The organism is Maritimibacter harenae (genome assembly GCF_009882975.1).
Lineage (GTDB): Bacteria > Pseudomonadota > Alphaproteobacteria > Rhodobacterales > Rhodobacteraceae > Maritimibacter > Maritimibacter harenae.
In genome coordinates this window covers 23,004-44,679 of record NZ_WTUX01000022.1, presented here as the reverse complement: position 1 = coordinate 44,679, position 21,676 = coordinate 23,004, and the positions used below count along the sequence as shown (strand labels likewise).

At 67.3% G+C, this 21,676-nt stretch carries 21 protein-coding genes and 1 tRNA gene; 13 read left to right on the top strand and 9 right to left on the bottom strand.

The genetic code is table 11. The features are described 5' to 3' along the window. Positions 1-114 precede the first annotated feature (114 nt). The 4 genes from GQE99_RS18965 (at position 115) to GQE99_RS18950 (ending at position 5,148) form a co-directional block, all read left to right on the top strand. Positions 115-633 (top strand): DUF3576 domain-containing protein, encoded by a 519-nt coding sequence (locus tag GQE99_RS18965; RefSeq protein ID WP_161353753.1) that lies wholly within the window; start codon positions 115-117, stop codon positions 631-633. 85 nt (positions 634-718) lie between these two features. Then, on the top strand, positions 719-3,265 hold the full coding sequence (gene leuS / locus GQE99_RS18960) for a leucine--tRNA ligase (RefSeq protein ID WP_161353522.1): 2,547 nt from the start codon (positions 719-721) through the stop codon (positions 3,263-3,265). Positions 3,266-3,280: 15 nt separating this feature from the next. Then, positions 3,281-4,306 (top strand): DNA polymerase III subunit delta, encoded by a 1,026-nt coding sequence (gene holA, locus GQE99_RS18955; protein ID WP_161353520.1) that lies wholly within the window; start codon positions 3,281-3,283, stop codon positions 4,304-4,306. A 245-nt stretch (positions 4,307-4,551) separates the two neighbouring features. Continuing rightward, entirely contained in the window at positions 4,552-5,148 is a 597-nt protein-coding gene (locus tag GQE99_RS18950; RefSeq protein ID WP_161353519.1) for a glutathione S-transferase family protein, read from the top strand. On the opposite strand, the gene GQE99_RS18945 is transcribed toward GQE99_RS18950, so the two are convergent. Continuing rightward, positions 5,145-6,308, bottom strand: a complete 1,164-nt coding sequence (locus tag GQE99_RS18945) for a TIGR03862 family flavoprotein (protein WP_161353517.1) — start codon at positions 6,306-6,308, stop codon at positions 5,145-5,147. The two genes, GQE99_RS18950 and GQE99_RS18945, sit on opposite strands and share 4 nt — an antisense overlap. Before the next feature lie 14 nt (positions 6,309-6,322). On the opposite strand from GQE99_RS18945, the gene GQE99_RS18940 reads away from it, so the two are divergent. After that, on the top strand, positions 6,323-6,637 hold the full coding sequence (locus tag GQE99_RS18940; RefSeq protein WP_161353515.1) for an HNH endonuclease: 315 nt from the start codon (positions 6,323-6,325) through the stop codon (positions 6,635-6,637). A gap of 55 nt (positions 6,638-6,692) precedes the next feature. On the opposite strand, the gene GQE99_RS18935 is transcribed toward GQE99_RS18940, so the two are convergent. Further along, positions 6,693-7,298, bottom strand: coding sequence for an enoyl-CoA hydratase/isomerase family protein (locus GQE99_RS18935; RefSeq protein ID WP_161353513.1), 606 nt, complete (start codon positions 7,296-7,298; stop codon positions 6,693-6,695). After that, on the bottom strand, positions 7,295-8,047 hold the full coding sequence (locus tag GQE99_RS18930; RefSeq protein ID WP_161353511.1) for an SDR family oxidoreductase: 753 nt from the start codon (positions 8,045-8,047) through the stop codon (positions 7,295-7,297). The genes GQE99_RS18935 and GQE99_RS18930 overlap by 4 nt, the downstream gene beginning before the upstream one ends. 118 nt (positions 8,048-8,165) lie before the next feature. Here GQE99_RS18930 and GQE99_RS18925 point away from each other — a divergent pair, with 118 nt between their 5' ends. From GQE99_RS18925 to GQE99_RS18890, 8 genes are all read left to right on the top strand, one after another. Beyond that, entirely contained in the window at positions 8,166-9,512 is a 1,347-nt protein-coding gene (locus GQE99_RS18925) for a TldD/PmbA family protein (protein WP_161353509.1), read from the top strand. Continuing rightward, positions 9,499-10,275, top strand: a complete 777-nt coding sequence (locus GQE99_RS18920) for an inositol monophosphatase family protein (protein WP_161353507.1) — start codon at positions 9,499-9,501, stop codon at positions 10,273-10,275. Before GQE99_RS18925 ends, GQE99_RS18920 begins: the two co-directional genes overlap by 14 nt. Before the next feature lie 200 nt (positions 10,276-10,475). After that, positions 10,476-11,528 carry a LacI family DNA-binding transcriptional regulator gene (locus tag GQE99_RS18915; RefSeq protein ID WP_161353505.1) on the top strand — a complete coding sequence of 351 codons (1,053 nt, stop codon included), beginning with the start codon at positions 10,476-10,478 and terminating at the stop codon, positions 11,526-11,528. A gap of 40 nt (positions 11,529-11,568) precedes the next feature. After that, a tRNA-Arg gene (locus GQE99_RS18910) sits at positions 11,569-11,645 on the top strand. 198 nt (positions 11,646-11,843) lie between these two features. Beyond that, on the top strand, positions 11,844-13,298 hold the full coding sequence (locus GQE99_RS18905; protein ID WP_161353503.1) for an aminomethyl transferase family protein: 1,455 nt from the start codon (positions 11,844-11,846) through the stop codon (positions 13,296-13,298). A gap of 85 nt (positions 13,299-13,383) precedes the next feature. Further along, a complete protein-coding gene (locus GQE99_RS18900; protein ID WP_161353501.1) occupies positions 13,384-14,583 on the top strand; it encodes a thiolase family protein in 1,200 nt (399 codons plus the stop codon). A gap of 49 nt (positions 14,584-14,632) precedes the next feature. Beyond that, complete coding sequence (locus tag GQE99_RS18895) at positions 14,633-16,051, top strand: phenylacetate--CoA ligase family protein (protein WP_161353500.1); 1,419 nt, start codon at positions 14,633-14,635, stop codon at positions 16,049-16,051. Then, entirely contained in the window at positions 16,051-16,467 is a 417-nt protein-coding gene (locus tag GQE99_RS18890) for an acyl-CoA thioesterase (protein ID WP_161353498.1), read from the top strand. The genes GQE99_RS18895 and GQE99_RS18890 overlap by 1 nt, the downstream gene beginning before the upstream one ends. A 40-nt stretch (positions 16,468-16,507) precedes the next feature. Here the strand turns inward: GQE99_RS18890 and GQE99_RS18885 are convergent, their stop codons facing one another. The 6 genes from GQE99_RS18885 to GQE99_RS18860 all read right to left on the bottom strand — a co-directional run bounded on the left by GQE99_RS18885 (position 16,508) and on the right by GQE99_RS18860 (position 21,625). Next, positions 16,508-17,014 carry a MarR family winged helix-turn-helix transcriptional regulator gene (locus GQE99_RS18885; RefSeq protein ID WP_161353496.1) on the bottom strand — a complete coding sequence of 169 codons (507 nt, stop codon included), beginning with the start codon at positions 17,012-17,014 and terminating at the stop codon, positions 16,508-16,510. 78 nt (positions 17,015-17,092) lie between these two features. Then, on the bottom strand, positions 17,093-17,806 hold the full coding sequence (locus tag GQE99_RS18880) for an ABC transporter ATP-binding protein (RefSeq protein WP_161353494.1): 714 nt from the start codon (positions 17,804-17,806) through the stop codon (positions 17,093-17,095). Beyond that, on the bottom strand, positions 17,799-18,554 hold the full coding sequence (locus tag GQE99_RS18875; protein WP_161353492.1) for an ABC transporter ATP-binding protein: 756 nt from the start codon (positions 18,552-18,554) through the stop codon (positions 17,799-17,801). Before GQE99_RS18875 ends, GQE99_RS18880 begins: the two co-directional genes overlap by 8 nt. Then, the gene (locus tag GQE99_RS18870) at positions 18,551-19,537 is read right to left on the bottom strand and encodes a branched-chain amino acid ABC transporter permease (protein ID WP_161353490.1); all 987 of its coding nucleotides are present in this window, start codon (positions 19,535-19,537) and stop codon (positions 18,551-18,553) included. The genes GQE99_RS18875 and GQE99_RS18870 overlap by 4 nt, the downstream gene beginning before the upstream one ends. Further along, positions 19,534-20,397, bottom strand: a complete 864-nt coding sequence (locus GQE99_RS18865; RefSeq protein WP_161353488.1) for a branched-chain amino acid ABC transporter permease — start codon at positions 20,395-20,397, stop codon at positions 19,534-19,536. The genes GQE99_RS18870 and GQE99_RS18865 overlap by 4 nt, the downstream gene beginning before the upstream one ends. Before the next feature lie 58 nt (positions 20,398-20,455). Next, positions 20,456-21,625 carry an ABC transporter substrate-binding protein gene (locus GQE99_RS18860; protein ID WP_161353486.1) on the bottom strand — a complete coding sequence of 390 codons (1,170 nt, stop codon included), beginning with the start codon at positions 21,623-21,625 and terminating at the stop codon, positions 20,456-20,458. Positions 21,626-21,676: the final 51 nt, after the last annotated feature.

Here is a 21,676-nt window from a genome sequence, read left to right as displayed (position 1 = left end):
CGCGTATATATGGAGTCGCCGGCCACGGGCCCTACCATCCGTTGTCCGGGAAAACGCTTGCCCGAGCTTTTTCGCTTGGGTAGGTAGGAGCAAACGATGGAACGGGGCATTCACATGACATATGGGCGGCTCACCGCGAAGGCACTCCTTCTTGGCAGTCTGGTCGCGCTGGCCGGTTGCTCCGGCGGGATTTCCAACATGTTCGGCGGGAACGAAAGCGACACGGTGACCGCGATCGACGGCACCCAGGTGCCGCGTCCGGAGCGCGCCGCGCGCGAGGAGGGCCGCGAGACGATCTGGGACCTGTTCACGGACACGGACGATCCGAACACCACTGTCGAGGTGAACAAGTACCTGTGGAACGCTTCGCTCGACGTTCTCGACTTCATGCCCATCGAAGCCGCAGACCCGTTCACCGGCGTCATCGTCTTCGGCTATGGCACCCCGCCTGGTGGCGGGCAGGCCTACCGTGCCACCGTGCACGTTTCCGATCCGGCACTCGACGCACGCGGTCTCAACGTCGCGCTGCAGACGCGCGGCGGCCGGGCCGTTTCGAGCGCCACCCAGCACGCGATCGAGGACGCAATCCTCGGCCGGGCCCGTCAGCTGCGCATCCAGGACTACAACCTGTAACGCGGGTAGACCCCGGGCACGCATCCAAGTAGACCAAGCGCCGGGCCCAGCCCGGCGTTTTTGTTTTTCCGAAGGACCAGAAGAAATGTCCCGCTACGACGCATCGACCATCGAGCCGAAATGGCAGGCCGCCTGGGACGAGGCCGGCACCTTCCAGGCCGTCCGCGATCCGAACAAGCCGAAGTTCTACGTTCTCGAGATGTTTCCCTATCCCTCGGGCCGCATCCATATCGGCCACGTGCGCAACTACACGATGGGCGACGTCGTCGCGCGCTACAAGAACGCCTCCGGCTTCTCCGTGCTGCACCCGATGGGGTGGGACGCCTTCGGGATGCCGGCCGAAAACGCGGCGATGGCCACCGGGGGTCATCCGAAGGACTGGACCTACGACAACATCGAAGAGATGAAGGCGCAGATGAAGCCGATGGGCTGGTCGCTGGACTGGACCCGCGAATTCGCCACCTGTGACCCCGAATATTACGGACAGCAGCAGTCGCTCTTCATCGATTTCCTCGAGAAAGACCTCGTCTACCGTAAGAACGCCGTGGTGAACTGGGACCCCGTGGACATGACCGTGCTGGCGAACGAGCAGGTCATCGACGGCAAGGGCTGGCGCTCTGGCGCCGAGGTCGAGCGTCGCGAGCTTACCCAGTGGTTCTTCAAGATCAGCGATTTCTCCGAGGAACTGCTGGAGGCCATCGACACGCTCAAGGACTGGCCGGAAAAGGTGCGCCTGATGCAGGCGAACTGGATCGGCAAGAGCCAGGGTCTGCGATTCGCGTTCGATCGCACCGACGGCGGCGACCCGATCGAGGTCTACACCACCCGCCCCGACACGCTCATGGGCGCGAGCTTTGTGGGGATCTCTCCCGATCACCCGCTGGCCCGCGAACTGGAAACCGCCGATCCCAAGGTCGCCGAGTTCTGCGCCACGGCCCGCAAGGGCGGCACGACCGCCGAAGCCATCGAGACGGCCGAGAAGCTGGGCTATGACACCGGCCTCACCGTCAAACACCCGTTGGATCCGGACTGGGAACTGCCGGTCTGGATCGCGAACTTCATCCTCATGGATTACGGCACCGGCGCGATCTTCGCCTGCCCGGCGCATGACCAGCGCGACCTCGACTTCTGCCGGAAGTACGGCCTGCCGGTCATCGACACGTTCTTCGCCCTCGACGACCCCAAGCCGGTCGAGAACGAGGCATTCGTGCCGCCCAAGACGGAAAAGGTGAAGTGGGTCGACCATTTCGCCGGTCTCGACGTGGCCACCGGGGAAGAGGCGATCGCCGCCACCGTCGAGTTCGCCGAGAAACAGGGCTGGGGCACGGGCCACACCCAGTACCGTCTCCGCGACTGGGGCCTCTCCCGTCAGCGCTACTGGGGCTGCCCGATTCCGGTCGTCCACTGCGACGACTGCGGCGTGGTGCCGGAGAAGAAAGAGAACCTGCCGATCGAACTGCCCTACGATGTCAGCTTCGACACGCCGGGCAACCCGCTGGACCGTCACCCGACGTGGCGCGACTGCGAATGCCCGTCCTGCGGCAAGCCCGCGCGGCGCGAGACCGACACGATGGACACCTTCGTGGACAGCTCGTGGTATTTCGCCCGCTTCACCGCGCCGCGCGCCGAGACGCCGACGGTGATGGAAGAGGCCGACTACTGGATGAACGTCGACCAGTACATCGGCGGCATCGAGCACGCGATTCTCCACTTGCTTTACTCGCGCTTCTTCGCCCGCGCGATGCACATCTGCGGCCACCTGCCGGAGAAGTCCAAGGAGCCGTTCAACGCGCTCTTCACCCAAGGCATGGTGACGCACGCGATCTACCAGACGCGGGATGCCGACGGGCGCGCGGTCTACCACTTCCCCGAGGACGTGGAAGAGACCGAAGAGGGCGCACGGCTCAAGGCCACCGGCGAGCCGGTCGAGATCATCCCCTCTGCCAAGATGTCGAAATCCAAGAAGAACGTGGTCGATCCGCTTGCGATCATCGAACAGTACGGCGCCGACACCGCGCGGTGGTTCGTCATGTCCGACTCGCCCCCCGAGCGGGACGTGGAATGGACCGCGTCGGGCGCGGAAGGCGCGTCCAAGCACCTCGCCCGCGTCTACCGCATCGCCGCCGAGATCGCCGAAGCGACCGGGGCCGGCGAGGGTGACGAGGCGCTGCTGCGCGAAATGCACAAGACCATCAAGGCGGTCACCGACGGGATCGAGGGCTTTGCCTTCAACACCTCGATCGCCAAGCTCTACGGCTTCACCAACACCCTCGCCAAGTCGAAGGCCGGGGCCGAGACGCGCAAGCAGGCCATGCGCGTGATGGCGCAGCTCATGGCCCCGATGACCCCGCACCTGGCCGAGGAAGTCTGGTCGATGCTGGGCGGCGAGGGTCTTGTGGCCGAGGCCGATTGGCCGGCGGCTGACGAGGCGATGCTGGTCGAGGACACCGTGACGCTGCCGATCCAGGTGAACGGCAAGCGGCGTGACGAGATCACGGTCGCCAAGGACATGGGCAAGGACGAGGTCGAGAAGCTGGCGCTCGAGACCGCGGGCGTGAAGCGCGCGCTCGACGGCGCCGCGCCGAAAAAGGTGATCGTGGTGCCGGGCCGGATTGTGAATGTGGTGGCGTAACGCCAAAGTGCGGGCATGAAGCTCAAGACCCACGAGGCCAACCGCCACTTCGCAAAGCCCGCGCCGGACACCACCGGCACGCTGATCTTCGGCACCGACGCCATGCGCGTGGCGCTGAAACGGCAGGATCTTCTCAAGAACCTGCTGGGCGAGAGTGCGGAGGAGGAAATGCGCCTCACCCGCATGCTCGCGGGCGAGCTGCGCCAGGACCCCGCCGCACTCTCCGACGCGGTCAAGGCGCAGGGCTTCTTCCCGGGCCCGCGTGCGGTCTTCGTCGAGGATGCGACCGATGCGCTGGCCGACAAGATCATCCCGGCGCTAGAGGACTGGCAATCGGGCGACGCGCACGTGGTGGTCACCGCGGGCAACCTGAAGCCCACCGGCAAGTTGCGGAAATACTTCGAGAAACATCCCTTTGCCTTCGCCGTCGGCATCTACGACGACCCGATGTCGCGTGACGAGGTCCAGACGGAGCTGTCGAAGGCCGGGCTCAACAACGTCGACGGGGAGGCGATGCGCGACCTCGAAGCGCTGGCACGCGCGCTCGATCCCGGCGATTTTCGCCAAACGGTCGAGAAGTTGTCGCTCTACAAGCTCGGCGATCCGTCGACCGTGACGCCCGACGACGTGCAGGCCTGCGCGCCCGCCTCGACCGAGGCGGTGCTCGACGACCTGCTGCATGCCACGGCCGAGGGGCGCGCGCCGGAGCTGGGGCCGCTCCTGTCGCGGCTCGAGGCGCAGGGAATCGCCCCCACGCGGCTGGCGATCGCCACGACCAACCATTTCCGCACGCTGCACATGGCGGCCAGCGACCCGGAGGGGCCGAACAAGGGCATCTTCCGTGCCCGCCCGCCGGTTCATTTCAAGTCGCGCGACCGGATGACCCGGCAGGCGAGCCGTTGGGGCGCATCGAAGCTGGAGACGGCGCTCGACATGATCATCGAGGCGGACCTGACGCTGCGCTCGACCTCGAAAGCGCCACAGATGGCGTTGATCGAACGCACACTGATCCGGCTGGCCTTCATGGCCGCGCGGGGGTGAGCCGGGGATGGCGCTTCACTGAAAACGTTGAGAACAGGTGAAACCGCGCCTCAACGGGGCTCGCAACCATCTGGAATATCGAGGTTGCCTCACCCATCGCTTTTCCGGTTTTCCGGAAAACCGGAAAAGTGAAAAACCGCCGTTGCGGGAGGCGTGGCCGCCCCAAGGCCGCGCGCTCGTCGCCACGTCACGCTTGCCGCACGACCGCCACCGTGCCTCCCTTTCACCCAAAGGGAGGACACCGCATGTACACCGTTATCGGCAAGCTCGACACCCGCGCGTTCCGCGTCCTGTGGATGCTCGAGGAGATCGGCCAACACTATGACTGGATCAAGGCCGGCCCGCGCAGCCCGGAGGTGACGCAGCACAACCGCTCCGGCAAGGTGCCGGTGATGCTCGTGGATGGCGAACCGATCACGGATTCGGTCGCCATCATGGAATTCCTCGCCGACCGGCACGGGGCCCTGACCTACGCGGCGGGCACCATCGAACGCGCGCGCCAGGATGCGATCACCAATTTCCTCATCGACGAGATGGATGCGCTGCTCTGGATGGGCGCGCGCCACGTCTTCGTTCTGCCGGAAGAGCGCCGCATGCCCGAGATCCGCGATTCGCTGAAATGGGAGTTCGCCCAGTCCGTCGACCGCTGCGCCGCCATGCTGGGCGACCAGCCGTTCCTGACCGGCGACACGATGACGGTGCCAGACATCCTCGCCGCCCATTGCGCGAGCTGGGCCCATGCCGCGAAGTATCCGTTGGAGAACGAGGTGTTCAACGCCTTCGCCAAGCGCATGCGCGGCCGCGATGCCTTCCGGCGCACCGCGGCGCTGGCCAAGAGCTAACCCAACGCCTGCAGCGCCGCCGCCCGCCCCGTCGCGAAGCAGGCGGTGAGGAGATAGCCGCCCGTCGGCGCCTCCCAATCCAGCATCTCGCCGCAGGCGAAGAGCCCCGGCACGGCGCGCACCGCGTAGCCGTCCAGCGCCCCGGCGGTGATCCCCCCGGCGGACGAAATCGCCTCGTCCAGCGGCCGCAGCCCGTCGTGGCGAACGGGCAGCGCCTTGATCAGCGGGGCGAGGTCGTCGGGCAGGGGACGTCCGAACTCCATCAGGAGCGCCAGCCGGGCGGGGTCCAGCTTCAGCGTCTTTCGCAGATGGGCGGCCACGGTCGCCTTGCCGCGCGGGCGGGCCAGGCGTCGCGCGACCTCGTCCCGCGTCCAGTCCGGGCACAGGTCCAACGTCAACGGCGCGCCCTCGCGCACGGGACGCGATACGGCGTAGATCGCCGACCCCTCGAGGCCGCGTGACGAGATCACGAATTCTCCGCGCACCGACGTGTCCCCGGCCGTGAGCCGTGCCACCTTGACCGGTGCGCCGAACTGCTTCGCCATATGCGCCGACCAGTCGACCTTCAGCCCGGCGTTGGCCGGCGCGAACGGCACGATGTCCACGCCCCGCGCCGCGAGCCACGGAACCCACGCCCCGTCCGAGCCCAGCCGCGCCCAGCTCGCCCCACCGAGCGCAAGGATGCACAAGTCCGGGTGTTCCACCACGGGCCCGCCCGGCGTGTCGAAGGCGTAGCCATCGTCCTCGAATCCGCGCCAGTGCCAGCGCGTGCGGATCTCGACGCCGTCGAGCCGCCCCAACCAGGCCCGCAGAAGGGGCGAGGCTTTCATCGCTTCGGGAAACACCCGCTCCGACGACCCGGTGAAGACCGGCTGCCCCAGCCCGCGCGCCCAATCGGCCACCGCTTGGGGGCCGAAATCCGCGACGGCGTCCCGCACCAGCGGCGCGCAGCTGCCTGTAAAGGCGCCCAGGAAGCGCTGGGCCGGCTCGTCCTTCGTGAGGTTGAGGCCGCTTTTGCCCGCCATCAGGAACTTGCGCGCGACCGAGGGCTTGGCCTCGGCGATCACCACGTTGCAGCCCCCGCGCGCCAGCGCTTCGGCCGCCATCAGGCCGGCCGGCCCCGCCCCGATCACCAATGCTTGCCGTGCGCGTTCGTTCATTCCACCTTCTGTGCATGGAAGCGCAGGGCGACACAAGCGACCCGATCTGCCCGATCTGCGGCCGGCCAATCCCGCCGGACGTGCCGCAGTCGCGCCATCACCTCGTCCCGCGCCTGAAGGGCGGGAAGGATGGGCCCACCGTCCTGCTCCACCACATCTGCCACAAGGAAATCCACGCGACGCTGTCGGAGGCGGAGCTCGCGCGCCTCTACAACACGCCCGAGGCGCTTCTGACCCATCCCCGGATCGCGAAGTTCGCCAGGTGGGTCGCCAAGCGCCCGCCCGCCTTCCTGTCGCGCAGTGAAGGCAAACGGCGCCCCCGGCGCTAGGGCTTTCCGGTCCGAAATATCCCGGTTGTCAGACGGGCAGCCCCTGACGCTGAAATCAGATCAGCCCCTTGATCCCGGCCACGTGCTCGGGCCGCGCCGCCAAAGCGTCCGCCGCCAGCTCCCGCGCCGCGTCGACCACGTCACCCTCGACGATCCGGTCGACGAGGCCCCAGTCACGCGCTTCCTCCGCGCGGACCTTCTGTCCGGCCATCAGGATCATCTTGGCGCGCGCCGGGCCCACGAGGGCCGCAAGCCGCTTCGGGTCCGAAGGTTGCGGCAGGAAACCGAGCTTCATGACCGGATAGAAGAACTTCGCCTCGGCCACCGCGATGCGCAGGTCGCAGGCCAGCGCCATGCCCATCGCGCCGCCCGCAAGCGTGCCGTTCAGCGCGGCGATGGTCAGGATCGGCGCACCGGCGATGGCGCCCGACAGCCGCTCCCACAGCGGCGAGGTTGCGAGCCCCGCGCGCGCCTCGTCGAGGTCGGCGCCGGCCGAGAAGACGCGGCCCGCGCCGGTCAGCACCAGCACCTGCGCGTCCTCGGCGGCCGCCTCGGCGATCTTCGCCAGCTCCTCGAGCATCTCGCGGGTCAACGAATTTGCCTTGTCGGGCCGGTCTAGGGTGACGACCCACAGCGCGCCATCGCGCTCCAGCCGGATCATGCGACCAGTCCCACGGCACGGCGCACGTCCTCGTCGCGCAGCGATACTTCCTGGCCGAGCCAGGCGTCGCCGTCCGGGCCACACAGCCACAGCAGGCATTTGGCGGGCCAGTCGGCGGGGATGTGGTCCGACCAGTCGAGCTGGCTTACCGGGTTCACGCCGGAGGCCTTGATCTCGCGCTGCATCTCGGTCGCCACCGTGCCGGGGCTGAGGCCGATCGCGCGGATGCCGTTGCCGACCTCTTCCTTGTGCAGCGCCTTGGTCATCATGTGGACGCCCGCCTTTGATACGCAGTAGTGGCTCCAGCCTTCCAGGGCGCCATGCGCGGCCCCCGAAGAGATGGTCAGGATCGTACCCCCGCGCGCCTTCTGCATCGCGGGCAGGACGGCGCGCATGCCGTGGTAGACGCCTTTGAGGTTGATATCGATTACCCGGTCCCAGTCGTCGGGATCGCTGTCGGCCATATGGGCGATCGGTTCGATGACCCCGGCGTTGTTGATCAGCACGTCGACGCCGCCGAAACGGCCGATGGTCTCGTCCACCGCGTTCTGCACCGATTCGAACGAGGCGACATCGCATTCGAGCGCCAGCGCGCCCTCGCCCAGCTCTTCGGCCAGCGTGGCCAGCGCATCGCCCGAGCGCGCCAGCAGCGCCACGTTCGCGCCTGCCTCGGCGAAGACCCGGGCGGCGGCTTCGCCGATGCCCCGGCTGGCCCCGGTGATCACCACCGTCTTGCCTGTCATGTCCATCGGATTTCTCCCCTGTTTTGACCGGACCCTAATGCGCGGGCGCAGGCTTCACCAGTGCCCGACCCTTGCGGGGCGTGTGATCCGCGGTTACCTGAAACCAAACCCCGAAAGGACCGACATGAAGGCTTCGCTCTCCGATCTCACCCAGCAGCTTCTCGATGCCGCCCGGCAGGCGGGCGCCGACAGTGCCGACGCGATGGCGGTCTCCGGCACGTCGCTGTCCATCGACGTGCTCAAGGGCACGCTGGAACAGGCCGAACGCTCCGAAGGGGTCGACATCGGCCTGCGCGTGATGATCGGCCACCGACAGGCGAACGTCTCGGCCTCGGACATCTCTGCGGACACGATCGCCGAAATGGCCGCCCGCGCCGTCGCGATGGCGCGCGAGGCGCCGGAGGACCCGACCATCGGGCTTGCCGACCCGTCGCAATACGCGACCGACTGGGACATCGCCGCGCTCGAGATCGCCGACGACAGCCCCGAACCCGACCCGCAGGCGCTGGAAGAGGACGCGCGCGCGGCCGAGGCCGCGGCGCTGGCGGTCGACGGCGTAAGCCAGGTGCAGGGCACCTCGGCCGGCTACGGGCGCACGGACATACACCTGGCGATGTCGAACGGGTTTTCCGGCGGCTACGGGCGCACGACGCGCGCGATATCGCTGGCCGCGATTTCCGGGACCGGGGCCGAGATGGAGCGTGACTTCAACGGCGAGTCGCGCATCTTCCAGGCCGACCTGCCATCCGCCGAGGAAATCGGACGTATCGCCGGCGAACGCGCCGCGGCGCGGCGCGGCGCGCGTCAGCCGCATACCGGTAGCTACCCGGTGATCTTCGACGAGCGCGTTTCGGCGTCGCTCATCGGGCACCTTCTGTCGGCGATCAACGGCAGCTCCATCGTGCGCGGCTCGTCCTTCCTGCGCGACAAGATGGGCGAACAGGTTCTGCCCGCAGCGCTGTCGCTGATCGAGGACCCGCATCGCGTGCGCGCTACCGGTTCGCGCCCCTTCGACGCCGAAGGGTTGCCGACGCAGGACCGCGCGCTCGTCGAGAACGGCATCCTCAACGGCTGGATCCTGGACCTTGCCACCGCGCGCAAGCTGGGGCTCGAGAGCACCGGGAACGCCGGGCGCGGCACAGGCGCGCCGCCGTCGCCGGGCGCTTCGAACATCCGGCTCACCCCGGGTGACAAGAGCCGCGAAGAGCTGATGGCCGAGATCGGTACGGGCCTCCTCGTGACCGGGCTGATCGGCTCCACCATCAATCCGAACACCGGCGACTATTCGCGCGGGGCCTTCGGGTTCTGGATCGAGAACGGCGAAATCGCCTACCCGGTGAACGAATGCACCGTTGCCGGAAACCTGCTCGACATGCTGATGCGGATCACCCCGGCAAACGACGCGGAGCTGCACAAGTCGCGGCAGGTGCCCTCGCTCCTGGTCGAAGGGATGACCCTTGCCGGGAGCTGACCGCGATCTTCTGGCTGACGCCGCCCGCGCGGCGGGCGAGATCGCGAAAGGGTTCTTCCGACGCGACCCGAAGCAATGGGACAAGTCGGGCGGGCAGGGGCCGGTGACCGAGGCCGACCTTGCGGTCGACGAGATGCTCAAGGCGCGGCTGCGCGATGCGCGCCCCGGCTATGGCTGGTTGTCCGAGGAAACGCCGGACGCCACTGACCGGCTCGAGACCGACGAGGTCTTCGTCGTCGATCCGATCGACGGCACCCGCGCCTTCATCGAAGGCAATCCGACCTGGTCGCATTCCCTGGCCGTCGTGACCGGCGGGCGGGTGACGGCCGCGGTCGTTTACCTGCCCATGCATGACCGTCTCTATGCTGCCGCCGAGGGTGCGGGATGCACCCTGAACGGCGAGCCCGTGCGGGCCTCGCACCGGGGCGCGCTCGCGGGCGCCGAGGTGCTGGCCGCACGCCCCGTGATGGAGCCGCACAACTGGCGCGATGCAGCGGTGCCGGATTTCAAACCGCAGTTCCGGTCGTCGCTGGCCTACCGCATGGCGCTGGTGGCCGAAGGGCGCAAGGACGCGATGCTGACCCTGCGCGCGACCTGGGAATGGGACGTGGCCGCCGGCGCGCTCCTGGTGGCCGAGGCCGGGGGGCAGGTGAGCGATCGCAAGGGCGGGCGGCTGGCCTTCAACAACCGTCATCCGCAGGTCAACGGCGTGGTCGCGGGCGGCGCCGGGGTGCATGCCGACCTGGTGGCGCGCCTGCTCTGAGACCTTCTCCCGTTTGAAATGTGCTGTCCCACCTGCCGCGCCACGGCCGCGCAGGACCGGACGGGCGCACGTCCGGCGCGATGTCCCGGCGGTTTCGTGTTAGCGGGTATCAACGTCGGTAACATCCATGGAAAAAGGACTTTCGCCGCCACGGTTCCCCGCCTAACATCGGGAGCATAACGAGCACGAGAGGACATGACATGGCCGAACCCGCGAAACGCCCCCTGACCCTGCGCGACGTGTCCGAGGCATCGGGGGTGAGCGAGATGACGGTCAGCCGGGTGCTGCGCAACCGGGGCGACGTGTCCGAGGCGACGCGCCAGAAAGTGCTCGAGGCGGCCAAATCGCTGGGCTACGTGCCCAACAAGATCGCGGGAGCGCTGGCCAGCCAGCGGGTCAACCTGGTGGCGGTGATCATCCCGTCGCTGTCGAACATGGTCTTTCCCGAGGTACTCTCGGCGATCTCCGACGTGCTGGACGACACGCCGCTTCAACCGGTCGTGGGGGTCACGAACTACCGCAAGGATCGCGAGGAAAAAGTGCTCTACGAGATGCTGTCCTGGCGGCCCTCGGGTGTGATCATCGCCGGCATCGAACATTCCGACGCGTCCAAGGCGATGCTGCGCGGGGCGGGCATTCCCGTGGTCGAGATCATGGATACGGACGGCACCCCGATCGACGCTGCGGTCGGCATCAGCCACCGCCGTGCGGGGCGCATGATGGCCGAGGCGATCCTGAAGGCGGGTTACCGCCGGATCGGGTTCCTGGGGACCAAGATGCCGCTCGACCACCGCGCCCGCAAACGGTTCGAAGGTTTCACCGAAGCGCTGGCCAAGGCCGGGCTCGAGATCGCCGACCAGGAATTCTACGAGGGCGGATCGGCGCTGGGCAAGGGGCGCGAGATGACCGAGACGATCCTGAAACGGTCGCCGGACCTGGATTTCCTCTACTACTCGAACGACATGATCGGGGCCGGCGGGCTTCTCTATTGCCTCGAGAACGGGATCGACGTGCCCAACGACCTGGGCCTGGCCGGGTTCAACGGGGTCGAGCTTCTTCAGGGGCTGCCGCGCCGGCTGGCCACGATGGACAGTTGCCGCGAAGAGATCGGGCGCAAGGCAGCCGAGATCGTGTTGGCGCGCGTCGAGGGCGACGAGGCGGGGCCGAGCGGCCAGAACATCGAGCTCACGCCCAAGATCGAACACGGCGACACGCTGCGCAAGAAACCGCGTGACGCGGATTACCCGGAATGAGTTGACGTGCCGCGGGGCGCGAGGCATCAAGCCTGCGCGCGGTCCCGTGGCTCAACTGGATAGAGCAGCCCCCTCCTAAGGGGCAGGTTGCAGGTTCGAATCCTGCCGGGATCGCCAGGCATCCTGCAGAACGATATCCGGTGCGCCGCGACTTTGATCGACGCAGGGTGAACCTTGGGTTGACATCGCAACTCGGCTGCCGCATTGTCCAATGCGTTGACAGCGCAACACGTGATGTGCTCCGATCATCCGCAAGGGGTCCGGCACGTCTCGCACGCGGCCTGCGCCCATTTTCGTCATGGAGGGAGGACACTCATGGCCATTCAATCCGACGGTCCCCAGTCGCTCGCGGAGCTGATGGAGACCATTCCGAACGTCACCGATCACCTTTTCAAGAACCCGCCGAAAAACGCGCTCACCATCTACACCCAGATGATGCCGGGCGATGGCGTGCGTCCCGAGTTCACCACCTGGCGCGACGAACAGCTCGCCTGGCGCAACTCGATCGCGGTGCATGACCAGAGCTACCATATGCAGTCGCTCCACGTGCGCGGCCCGGACGCGCTGGCCTTCACGCAGTACCTGTCGGTCAACACGTTCAAGAACTTCGAGATCGGCGCGGCCAAGCAGCTCGTCTGCTGTTCGCCCGAGGGCTACCTGATCGGCGATGCGATCCTCTACCACATGGCCGAGAACGACTACATGGTCGTGGGCAACCCGGCGACCACCGACTGGGTGCAGTACAACGCCGAGACGCTCGATTACGACGTCACGACCGAGCTCGACCCGATGTGGACGCTGAACAAGAACAAGCGTCGCGAGTTCTACCGCTTCCAGGTCGAGGGCCCGAAAGCCTGGGAGCTTCTGGAAGAGCTGAACGGCGGTCCGCTGCCCGAGATCAAGTTCTTCAAGTCGGCCGAGATCAAGCTGGGCGACCATACCGCGCGTGGCATGCGCCACTCGATGGGCGGGATGCCCGGCCTCGAGATCTACGGGCCGTGGGATGAATACCGTGACGTGAAGCGCCTGATCCAGAAGACGGGCAAGAAATACGACCTGCGCATGGTCGGCTCCATCGCCTACTTCACCACCGTCATTGAGTCCGGCTGGTGGGCCGTGCCGGTGTCGGGCGTCTACACGGGGCAGGGGACCGAGGGCTATCGCCAGTGGATGTCGCCCAAGCACGCCTCGATGCGGATGTCGCTGGGCGGGAGCCTCTATTCCGAGAACATCGAGGATTACTACGTCACGCCCTACGACGTGAACTATGGCCACATCATCAAGTTCGACCACGATTACATTGGGCGCGAGGCGCTCGAGGCGATGAAGGACAAGCCGCACCGCAAGAAGGTGACGCTGGTCTGGAACGCGGACGACGTGATGCAGGTGCAGCAGTCGATGCTCGAGGACACCGGCGAGACACCGCCGCTGCCGATCACCATGCCGCTCGCGGCCATCGCCCGGATGCACTACGACCGGGTCGAGGACACGGAGGGCAACCTGATCGGCCTGGCCACCTACCCGGCCTACACCGCGAACGAACGCGCGATGATGTCGCTCGCTTCGGTCGACATGGACTTCGCCGAGCCGGGCACCGAGGTGGTGCTCATCTGGGGCGAGGACGGCGGCGGGTCGCGCAGCGACGGCAACGTCGAGCCGCACCGCCAGGTGAAGATCCGCGCCACCGTCGCGCCCAGCCCGATCTCGAAGGCGGCGCAGAGCTACCGCTCCGAGATCGGCATCAAGCGCGGCTCGCTCGAAGACGCGTAAGATCCGGATGCCCCGGCGGTCCGCTGCCGGGGCATCCATCCGAGAAGGACCCCGGGCCCGCGCCCGGCGGCGGAGGAGGACAATCATGGCAGCCTACATTCCCTACGGTGCGTATTGGTCGACGCCCTTTGCCCGCTGGCAGGGGTCGCTCTCGCATCTTCATTCGATGGAATTCCTGGCCCACACGGCGAAGAAGGAACTCGCCGCGCGCAATCTCGATCTCGACCTGTTCGACTTCGCGGCGCTCGGGATCACGATGATCCAGCACCATTCCTTCTACGGCCTTCCCTGGGTCACAGCGATGATGGGGGCGGAGCACCTGCCGGGCCCCACCATCAACCAGGTCTGCGCCACCGGCGCGCGGCTCGTGGCCACCGGGATGGGCGAGATCGCGGCGGGCAACAGCGAGGTGTCGCTCCTCATGTCGGGCGACAAGACGTCGAACGCCGCGCAGGTCTACTACCCCGCGCCCCACGCGCCAGGCGGCGCGGGCGTGACCGAGAACGTGATGTTCGACAACTTCATGGACGACCCTTTCGCCAAGTGCGCCATGGTCGACACCGCGGAAAACGTGGCCAGGAAGTTCGGCATCACGACCGAGGAGCAGCACGACGTGGCGCTCTACCGTCACGAGCAGTACCAGGCCGCCCTGGCCGACGACCGGGCGTTCCAGAAGCGCTACATGGCGGCCGAGTTCGAAGTGCCGGACGCGAAGTACCGCAAGACCATGAAGGTGCTCGAGGGCGACGAGGGCATCTACCCGACCGCGCCCGAGAAGATGGCGGGTCTGAAACCAATGCGCGAGGGCGGCACCGTCACCTTCGCGGGCCAGACGCACCCGGCCGACGGCAACGCGGCGATCGTCATGACGGCGACCGAGGAGAAGGCGAAGGAGCTTTCCCCGGTCCCGGGCGGTCCCACCATCAAGGTGCTGTCGACCGGCTCCGGCCGCGAAGACCCGGCCTTCATGCCCGCCGCGCCGATCCTCGCGGCCAAGCAGGCGCTGGAGCGTGCGGGGCTCGACATGGCCCAGGTCGACGTCATCAAGTCGCACAACCCCTTCGCGGTGAACGATATCGCCTTCGCCCGGGCCTTCCAGCTCGATTGGAAGGACATGAACAACTACGGCTCCTCGCTGATCTGGGGCCACCCGCAGGGCCCGACCGGCGTCCGCGCCATCATCGAGATGATCGAGGAGCTCGAGCTGCGCGGCGGCGGCATCGGCCTGTTCCAGGGCTGCGCGGCGGGCGACACCGGCATGGCCGTGATCGTCGAGGTGCGCTGAGGGATCAGCCCGGCGGTGCGCCGCCGGGCACGTTTTTTGGGAGGAAAACATGACACATCCAACGAGCCGGGCCGATGAGACCCGCACGGCGTGGAAAGCGGTGCTGGAGAAGTACCACGAGGACCGCGAAACGCCGCTGAACGAAAACTACTGGTCCGAGAAAGACACCTGGTCGCGCGACTGGATCCGCGCGGTGCAGGACGAAAAGATCGCCGCCGTTGCGCCGTTTCTCTATGAAAACAGCGACTTCTACCGCCGCCGCTTCGACAGGCTCGGCGTCGCGCCGACGGACCTTCGGGATGTGGACAGCATGATCGCCAACTGGCCGGTCGTGACCAAGCAGGAAATGATGGAAGACGCCGAGGCGCACCCGCCCTATGGCACCTACACCACCTGCGGTGAGGCCGAATGGGCCGACCGGGGCTGGATGCTCTTCTCCTCGTCCGGTTCCACCGGCACGCCGCGCGTCTTCCGCTACACGCATTTCGACCGCCAGTACTGGGAACAGGCCAACGCCCGCGCGCTCTACTCCGGCGGTCTGCGCAAGGGCGACAGCGGTCTCCCGATGGTCGGCTTCGGCCCGCACGTCTTCGCCTGGGGCGTGCAATACACGCTGGCCAAGATGGGCCTGCCGGTGGTGCCCGGCGGCGGCATGGACGGCCAGGCGCGCGCCGCGATGATCGAACGCTTCAACCCCACGACGCTGATCTGCACGCCCTCCTACCTGCTCTACCTGGGCCGGGTGATGCAGGACATGGGCAAGGACCCCGCGAAGACCTCCGTGAAATGGCTGGTCACCGGGGGCGAGCCCTTCTCCGGCGTCTCGGGCACGCTGGAGCGCATCCAGGATCTCTGGGGCGCCAAGTCGCTCGAATTCTACGGCTGCACCGAGGCCTCGCCCCATTGCGGCGGGTACTCCTGCCCGGAATACCAGGAAGGCGACGAGCCCTTCATCCACCTGATGGAGGACATCCAGGTCTGGGAAACGGTGGACCCGAACGGGCTGAACCCGGTGGCCGAGGGCGAGCGCGGCCTCACGGTCTGCACCAACCTCAACTCGGAAAGCTCGGCGCAGCTGCGTTTCCTCGTGGGCGACTACACGCGCCTCAGCCACGAACCCTGCGCTTGCGGGCGCAGCCACGTGCGCGGCATGGGCTGCCTCACGGGGCGGTCGGACGACCTCATCAACCTGCGCGGCATCAAGTTCTTCCCGGTCCAGATCGAGGAAGCCGTGCGCGCCTACCCGGGCACGGGCGACGAATTCCAGATCCGGCTCACCACCAAGGATGACGGGCTCGACGTGATGACCGTGGTCGTGGAACACCCGGACCAGGGCAAGTCCGACGAGATCGCCAAGGCGATCCGCTCGCATTGCGAAATCCGCTGCGCCGTCGAGGTGGTCGCGCCCGACACGCTGCCCAAGACCGAAATGAAGGCGAAACGCGTCTTCGACGAAAGGAACAAGTGATGCTGAAGAGCACCCTCACCCGCCGCGTCGAATGGGGCGATTGCGACCCCGCCGGCATCGTCTTCAACCCGCAGTTCTTCCGTTGGTTCGACCACGGCACGACGATGCTCTACGAGGCCGCGGGCTGGCCCAAGCAGGAGATGCTGGCGAAGTTCGACGCGGCAGGCTGTCCGCTCGTGGACACCCGTGCCACCTTCAAGGCGCCCTGCCGCTACGGCGACGACGTGGAGATCACCACCGAAATCGCCGAGGTGAAGGAGCGCAGCTTCGACATCCGCCACACGCTCACCAAGGACGGCAAGGTCTGCGTCGAGGGCACGGAAACCCGCGTCTGGACGGTCAAGGACCCCGAGCGCGGCATCAAGTCCGCGCCGATCCCGGACGAGCTCGTCGCCCGCTTCAAGGCCGAAGCCTGATCCCCTTCGTCGTCCCGGGCGCCGCCCGGGGCGACATTCCTCAGAGCCGGTCGACGTTGCGGCGCATGATGCGGATCACGCGCAGGAACGCCTCGAGGTCGTCCGGATCCACCCCCTCGATCAGCTTCTTCTCGCGCTCCAGGGCGGCGGCCAGAATGCGGTCGTGCATCTCGTAGCCTTCGTCGTTCAACGCCCAGATCCGTCGCCGCGGGTCGCTGGCCATCGTCTCGAATTCCACCAACCCCAGCTCGTCCAGCTTGTTGAGCGAGCGGCTGGTCGCGCCCTTGTCTATGGCGATGACCTCGACGATGCGCGCGGCGGGAATGCCCGGTTCGATCGCCAGCATCGAGATCACGCGCCAGTCGGCGATGCCGACCCCGAAGGTCTTCAGGTATTCGGAGGAGGCGCCGAGCGAGAGGGCATTGTTCACCGAGGACAGGAAATACGGGATATAGGTGTCGATATCGACCACGTCCCGCCCGTCCGGGTGCCGGCGCGTCGGGTTCGAGATTCGGCCCTCGGGGCAGGCTGACCTGTCGTCTTTCAAAACGCGTCTCCCTTTCGACCCTGCGCGGTGGCGGACCCCGCGGGTCCCGTGACCCGCCACGTCGGGGAACGGGCGAGATCAGACCTCGGCAAGACCGACACCGACGTGACGTTCAAGAATCGCGGGATCGTCGCGCAGCGCCTGGGCCGGGCCGTCATGGACCACCGCGCCCGCGTCGAGGATGATGACACGGTCGGCGAAGGCGAGCGCCAGCTCGGTGTGCTGCTCGACCAGCAGCAGCGTGTGGCGGCCGTCCGCGGCCAGCGTCTCGAACGTCTCCATCAACATGTCGCAGATCACCGGCGCCAGCCCTTCGAGCGGTTCGTCCAGCATCAGGACCGCCGGCCGCCCCATCAGCGTGCGCGCGATGGCGAGCATCTGCTGCTCCCCGCCCGACAGCTGCCCGCCGCCGTTGCGCCGGCGCTCCTTGAGGCGGGGGAACAGGTCGTAGGCCTCCTCCAGGGTCGCGTCGCCCTTCATGCCGGAAAGCAGGTTCTCCTCGACGCTGAGCGACGGGAAGATGTCGCGCGTCTGCGGCACGAGGCCGAGCCCGGTGCCCGCGCGTCGGTGCGGGGGCACCTTGTTGATGACCTCGCCGCTCATGCGGATCTCGCCGGAATGCAGCCGTGTGAGCCCCATCACGGTCTTGAGAAGCGTCGTCTTGCCCACCCCGTTGCGCCCGATGATCGCCAGCCGCTCGCCCGCGGGCACATCGAAGCTGATGCCGTGCAGCACCGTGGTGTCGCCATAGCCGGCGACGACGTTTTCGAGAGACAGGATCGGCTCAGTCATGGTGCCCTCCGAGGTACAGGTCGCGCACCTGCTGGTTGGCCGCGATCTCGTCGGGCGTGCCCTGCGTCAGGATCGCGCCGTTCACCAGCACGACGATCGAGCGCGCGACCTGGAAGACGAGCTTCATGTCGTGTTCGATGATCAGCACGGCCAGGTCGTCCGGCAGCCGCTCGATCGCGTCCGTGATCAGGTGGCTGTCCGAGGACGGCACCCCCGCGGCCGGCTCGTCGAGGATCAGCACGCGGGGCTTCAGCATCAGCGTCATCGCCATCTCGACCAGCCGCTGCTGGCCATAGGCCAGGTCATCGACCCGCTTGTCGCCCATGTCAGAAAGCCGGAAGGCGGCAAGCTGGGCGTCGATCTCGTCCTCGGCCTCGGGCCAGCTATCGGCGCGCCTGAACCAAGATTGCGCGCGGCCGTCGCGTTCCTGCTGGGCGAGCCGCAGGTTCTGGCGCACCGTGAGGTCGCGAAAGAGCGTGGTGATCTGGAACGTCTTGGCGACGCCCGCCTTGACCCTCTGCGCTTCGTTCAGCGCGCGCAGGTCGTGGCCGTTCAACGTGATCTCCCCAGCGCTCGGGGTGAGGATGCCGGTGATGAGGTTCGAGAACGTCGTCTTGCCCGCCCCGTTCGGCCCGATCAGCGCGGTGCGCGCGCCCGGCGGCAGGTCGAGGTTGATGTCCTGCGCCACGGTCAGGCCGCCGAAATTCTTGTTCAGCCCACGCACGCGGAGTCCGGTTGCCTGTGTCATGTCCGCCCCCGCACCAGTCGCGTCAGCGCCGTCGGGAGGTGCGCCAGCCCCTTGGGCAGGAAGAACACGACGCCCAGCACCATCAGCCCGATCAGGAACAGCCAGTTGAACGGATCGGCGGCGGCGGCGACGTGGTGCACCGTCATGAAGATCACCGTTCCGATGATCGCGCCGTAGAGCCGCCCGGTGCCGCCGAGGATCAGCATGATCAGCGCTTCGGCCGAGAGGTTGAAGCTGTAGACCTCGAGGCTGACGAGCTGCGTCACCTGCGCCGCCAGCGCGCCGGCAAGCCCGGCGATCCCGCCGCCCAGCGTGTAGGCCAGCACCAGCCGGCGGTAGACCGGCGCGCCGATTGCGGCCATCCGCTCCGGGCTTTCGTGGATACCGCGCAGGGACTGGCCCAGCGGCGCGTTGGCCAACCGCTTGAGCAGCAGGAACACGACGAAGACCACCACGAAGACGTACCAGTAGGCCGTCTTGCCGATGAAATCGAACTCGAACAGGCCGGCGACCGGCTCCATCCGGATGCCGCGCAGCCCGTCCGCGCCCCCGGTCACGTCCCGCGCCTTGTTCGCTATCTCGTGACAGATCGAGGCGACCGCGATGGTCAGCATGATGAGCGTCAGCCCCTTGGCGCGCATCAGGACTAGGCCCGACAGGAAGGCGAGCGCCGCACCGGCCACGGCGCCGACCACGAGCCCGGGCAGCGGTGCCCCGGTGACATGCACCGCGAACAGCCCCGCCGCGTAGGCGCCGGTGCCGTACATCGCCGCCTGTCCCAGCGTGGCGATGCCCGCGAAGCCCAGCACGAGGTCGAGCGACAGGACGAGAAGCACCATGATCAGGATGCGGGTCAGGAAGGCGAGGTTGTAGGGAAACAGGAAATAGGCCCCGATCACGACGGCGATGAGAATCGCTTCGCCCAGGAACGGGATACCCGCGATGGTGCGCGTGCGTTTCGGGGTCAGGGTCGTGTCGCTCATGCCGTGCGCCCCCACAGACCGTTGGGCCGCAGCGCCAGGAAGAGGATGATGCAGCCGTAGAAGAAGATGGTGCCGAAACCGGGCACGAGGTACCGCGTGGCGGTGTCGAGGATGCCGAGACCAAGCGCGGCCGTGAACGAGCCCGAGATCGAGCCCATGCCGCCCACGGCCACCACGATCAGGAACAGGACCATGTAGCGCAGCGGGTAATAGGCCTCGATCGGCAGCATCTCGGCCCCGAGGATACCGCCCAGGGCCGCCAGCCCGGCGCCCAGGCAGAAGGTCGCGGAATAGATCAGCCCCGTGTTGATCCCGATCGCCGAAGCGGTGGCGCGGTTGTCCACGGCGGCGCGCAGGCGGATGCCGAAACGGGTACGGTCGATAAGAAGCCAGAGCCCGGCGATCACGGCCAACCCCACGCCGATCACCACCAGCCGGTGCAGCGGCAGCGTGCGGAAGCCGAGGTCGACACTCTGGGCCAGAAGCTCGGGCAGGGGCAGCGCCAGCAGGGTGGAGCCCAGGAGCCGGTTGACGGTGGCGATCATCAGGAAGGTCAGGCCGATGGTGGCCAGCACCTGTTGAAGATCCCCGAAACCGTAGATGCGCCGATAGATCAGCCGCTCGAGCGGCCAGGCGAGCGCGACGGCCGCCGCCACGCCCAGGGGCGCGGCCAACCAGAACGACAGGCCTTGCGCGATGATCAGCCAATGCGCCACGGCCCCGCCGACCAGGGCAAATCCGCCGTGCGCGAGGTTGATGACCCGCATCAGCCCCATCGTCACCGACAGGCCGACCGAGATCATGAACAGGATCATGCCGTAGGCGATCCCGTCGATCAGGATGTTGAGAAAGAGCGACATGTGCGCCTGCGTCGTATTCGGGAAAGCGGGCGGCCCGATGGGCCGCCCGCGGTCAGTCTCACTCGGGCCAGCCCAGGTCGCCCACGGTGGCGATCACGCCCTTCTCGCGGTTGACCAGCAGGCCGCTCTCCTCGTCACGTTCCACTTCGCGGATGTAGACGTTCTGGATCACGGTCCGGGTCTCGGGATCCATCGTCAGGGGGCCGCGCGGGCTTTCCCATTCCATGCCGAGCACGCTTTCCACGGCCGCCGGGCCGTCGGAGCCCGCGTTCTCGACCATCTGGTAGATCACGTGCGTGCCGTCGTAGGCGCCGATCGTGGCCCAGTTGGTGACCGAGTCCGGGTGCAACTCGGTGTTCTTGGCGATGAACTCGCGGTTCAGGTCCGAGTCGTGGTCCGCCGAGTAGTGATAGGCGGTCGTGAGCCCGATCGCGGCGTCACCGAAGGCCTGGAGGTTCGACTCCTCGGTCTCGGCGGTGCCAAGGAACATGATCCCTTCGTCGCGCAGGCCGTTCTCGTTGTAGGTCTTGGTGAAGCCGAAGGTCGGGGGACCGCCCGGCAGGAAGGTGAACAGCGCGTCGGGCGATTGTTCGCGGATCGACTGGATGAACGGCGTGAAGTCGGTGGTCGACAGCGGCATCCGGATGGAATCCAGGATCGTGCCGCCCGCTTCTTCGAAGGCCGCGACGAAGGCGTTCTCGGCGTCGATGCCGGGGCCGTAGTCGGTGACGGTCGTCACGACCTCGCGGATGCCCTGCTCATAGGCCCATTCCGCCAGCGGGGCGGAGACCTGCCAGAGCGTGTAGGACGTGCGCAGGTAGAAGTCGGACTGCGCGTTGATCGCGCTGGTGGCCGCGTTGAAGATCACCAGCGGCGTCTCGGACTGGTCGAGCAGCGGGGCGACGGCCAGCGCGTTGGGCGTGAACACGTAGCCCGCGAGGTAGTCGACCTGGTCCTTGATCAGGAGCTCCTGGGTCAGCGCGCGCGATTGGTCCGGGTTCGGCCCGCCCACGTCCTTGTAGATGAACTCGATCTCGTGCTCGCCGGCGCTGGTGCCGTGCTGCGCCTGGTAGACCTCGATCGCCTCCTGGAACTGCTTGCCGTAAAGCGCGAAGGGCCCCGAGAAGGGCGCGACGACGCCGACCTTGATCGTCTCGGCATGCCCCGCGACGGCGGTGGAAAGCAAAAGGGTAGCGGCCGCCGAAAGGCGGATAATTCTGGATGTCATGATGTCCTCCCTGTGCCGGCGTTTCCTCCGTGCCGACGACAACAGAAGAAC

What these genes read in the sequence shown, in the direction of transcription:
- GQE99_RS18875 (WP_161353492.1), bottom strand. Translation starts at nt 18,554, where the DNA reads ATGACACAGGCAACCGGACTCCGCGTGCGTGGGCTGAACAAGAATTTC.
- GQE99_RS18915 (WP_161353505.1), top strand. Translation starts at nt 10,476, where the DNA reads ATGGCCGAACCCGCGAAACGCCCCCTGACCCTGCGCGACGTGTCCGAG.
- leuS (WP_161353522.1), top strand. Translation starts at nt 719, where the DNA reads ATGTCCCGCTACGACGCATCGACCATCGAGCCGAAATGGCAGGCCGCC.
- GQE99_RS18895 (WP_161353500.1), top strand. Translation starts at nt 14,633, where the DNA reads ATGACACATCCAACGAGCCGGGCCGATGAGACCCGCACGGCGTGGAAA.
- GQE99_RS18935 (WP_161353513.1), bottom strand. Translation starts at nt 7,298, where the DNA reads ATGATCCGGCTGGAGCGCGATGGCGCGCTGTGGGTCGTCACCCTAGAC.
- GQE99_RS18925 (WP_161353509.1), top strand. Translation starts at nt 8,166, where the DNA reads ATGAAGGCTTCGCTCTCCGATCTCACCCAGCAGCTTCTCGATGCCGCC.
- GQE99_RS18865 (WP_161353488.1), bottom strand. Translation starts at nt 20,397, where the DNA reads ATGTCGCTCTTTCTCAACATCCTGATCGACGGGATCGCCTACGGCATG.
- GQE99_RS18860 (WP_161353486.1), bottom strand. Translation starts at nt 21,625, where the DNA reads ATGACATCCAGAATTATCCGCCTTTCGGCGGCCGCTACCCTTTTGCTT.
- GQE99_RS18930 (WP_161353511.1), bottom strand. Translation starts at nt 8,047, where the DNA reads ATGGACATGACAGGCAAGACGGTGGTGATCACCGGGGCCAGCCGGGGC.
- holA (WP_161353520.1), top strand. Translation starts at nt 3,281, where the DNA reads ATGAAGCTCAAGACCCACGAGGCCAACCGCCACTTCGCAAAGCCCGCG.
- GQE99_RS18950 (WP_161353519.1), top strand. Translation starts at nt 4,552, where the DNA reads ATGTACACCGTTATCGGCAAGCTCGACACCCGCGCGTTCCGCGTCCTG.
- GQE99_RS18880 (WP_161353494.1), bottom strand. Translation starts at nt 17,806, where the DNA reads ATGACTGAGCCGATCCTGTCTCTCGAAAACGTCGTCGCCGGCTATGGC.
- GQE99_RS18905 (WP_161353503.1), top strand. Translation starts at nt 11,844, where the DNA reads ATGGCCATTCAATCCGACGGTCCCCAGTCGCTCGCGGAGCTGATGGAG.
- GQE99_RS18940 (WP_161353515.1), top strand. Translation starts at nt 6,323, where the DNA reads ATGGAAGCGCAGGGCGACACAAGCGACCCGATCTGCCCGATCTGCGGC.
- GQE99_RS18870 (WP_161353490.1), bottom strand. Translation starts at nt 19,537, where the DNA reads ATGAGCGACACGACCCTGACCCCGAAACGCACGCGCACCATCGCGGGT.
- GQE99_RS18965 (WP_161353753.1), top strand. Translation starts at nt 115, where the DNA reads ATGACATATGGGCGGCTCACCGCGAAGGCACTCCTTCTTGGCAGTCTG.
- GQE99_RS18890 (WP_161353498.1), top strand. Translation starts at nt 16,051, where the DNA reads ATGCTGAAGAGCACCCTCACCCGCCGCGTCGAATGGGGCGATTGCGAC.
- GQE99_RS18900 (WP_161353501.1), top strand. Translation starts at nt 13,384, where the DNA reads ATGGCAGCCTACATTCCCTACGGTGCGTATTGGTCGACGCCCTTTGCC.
- GQE99_RS18945 (WP_161353517.1), bottom strand. Translation starts at nt 6,308, where the DNA reads ATGAACGAACGCGCACGGCAAGCATTGGTGATCGGGGCGGGGCCGGCC.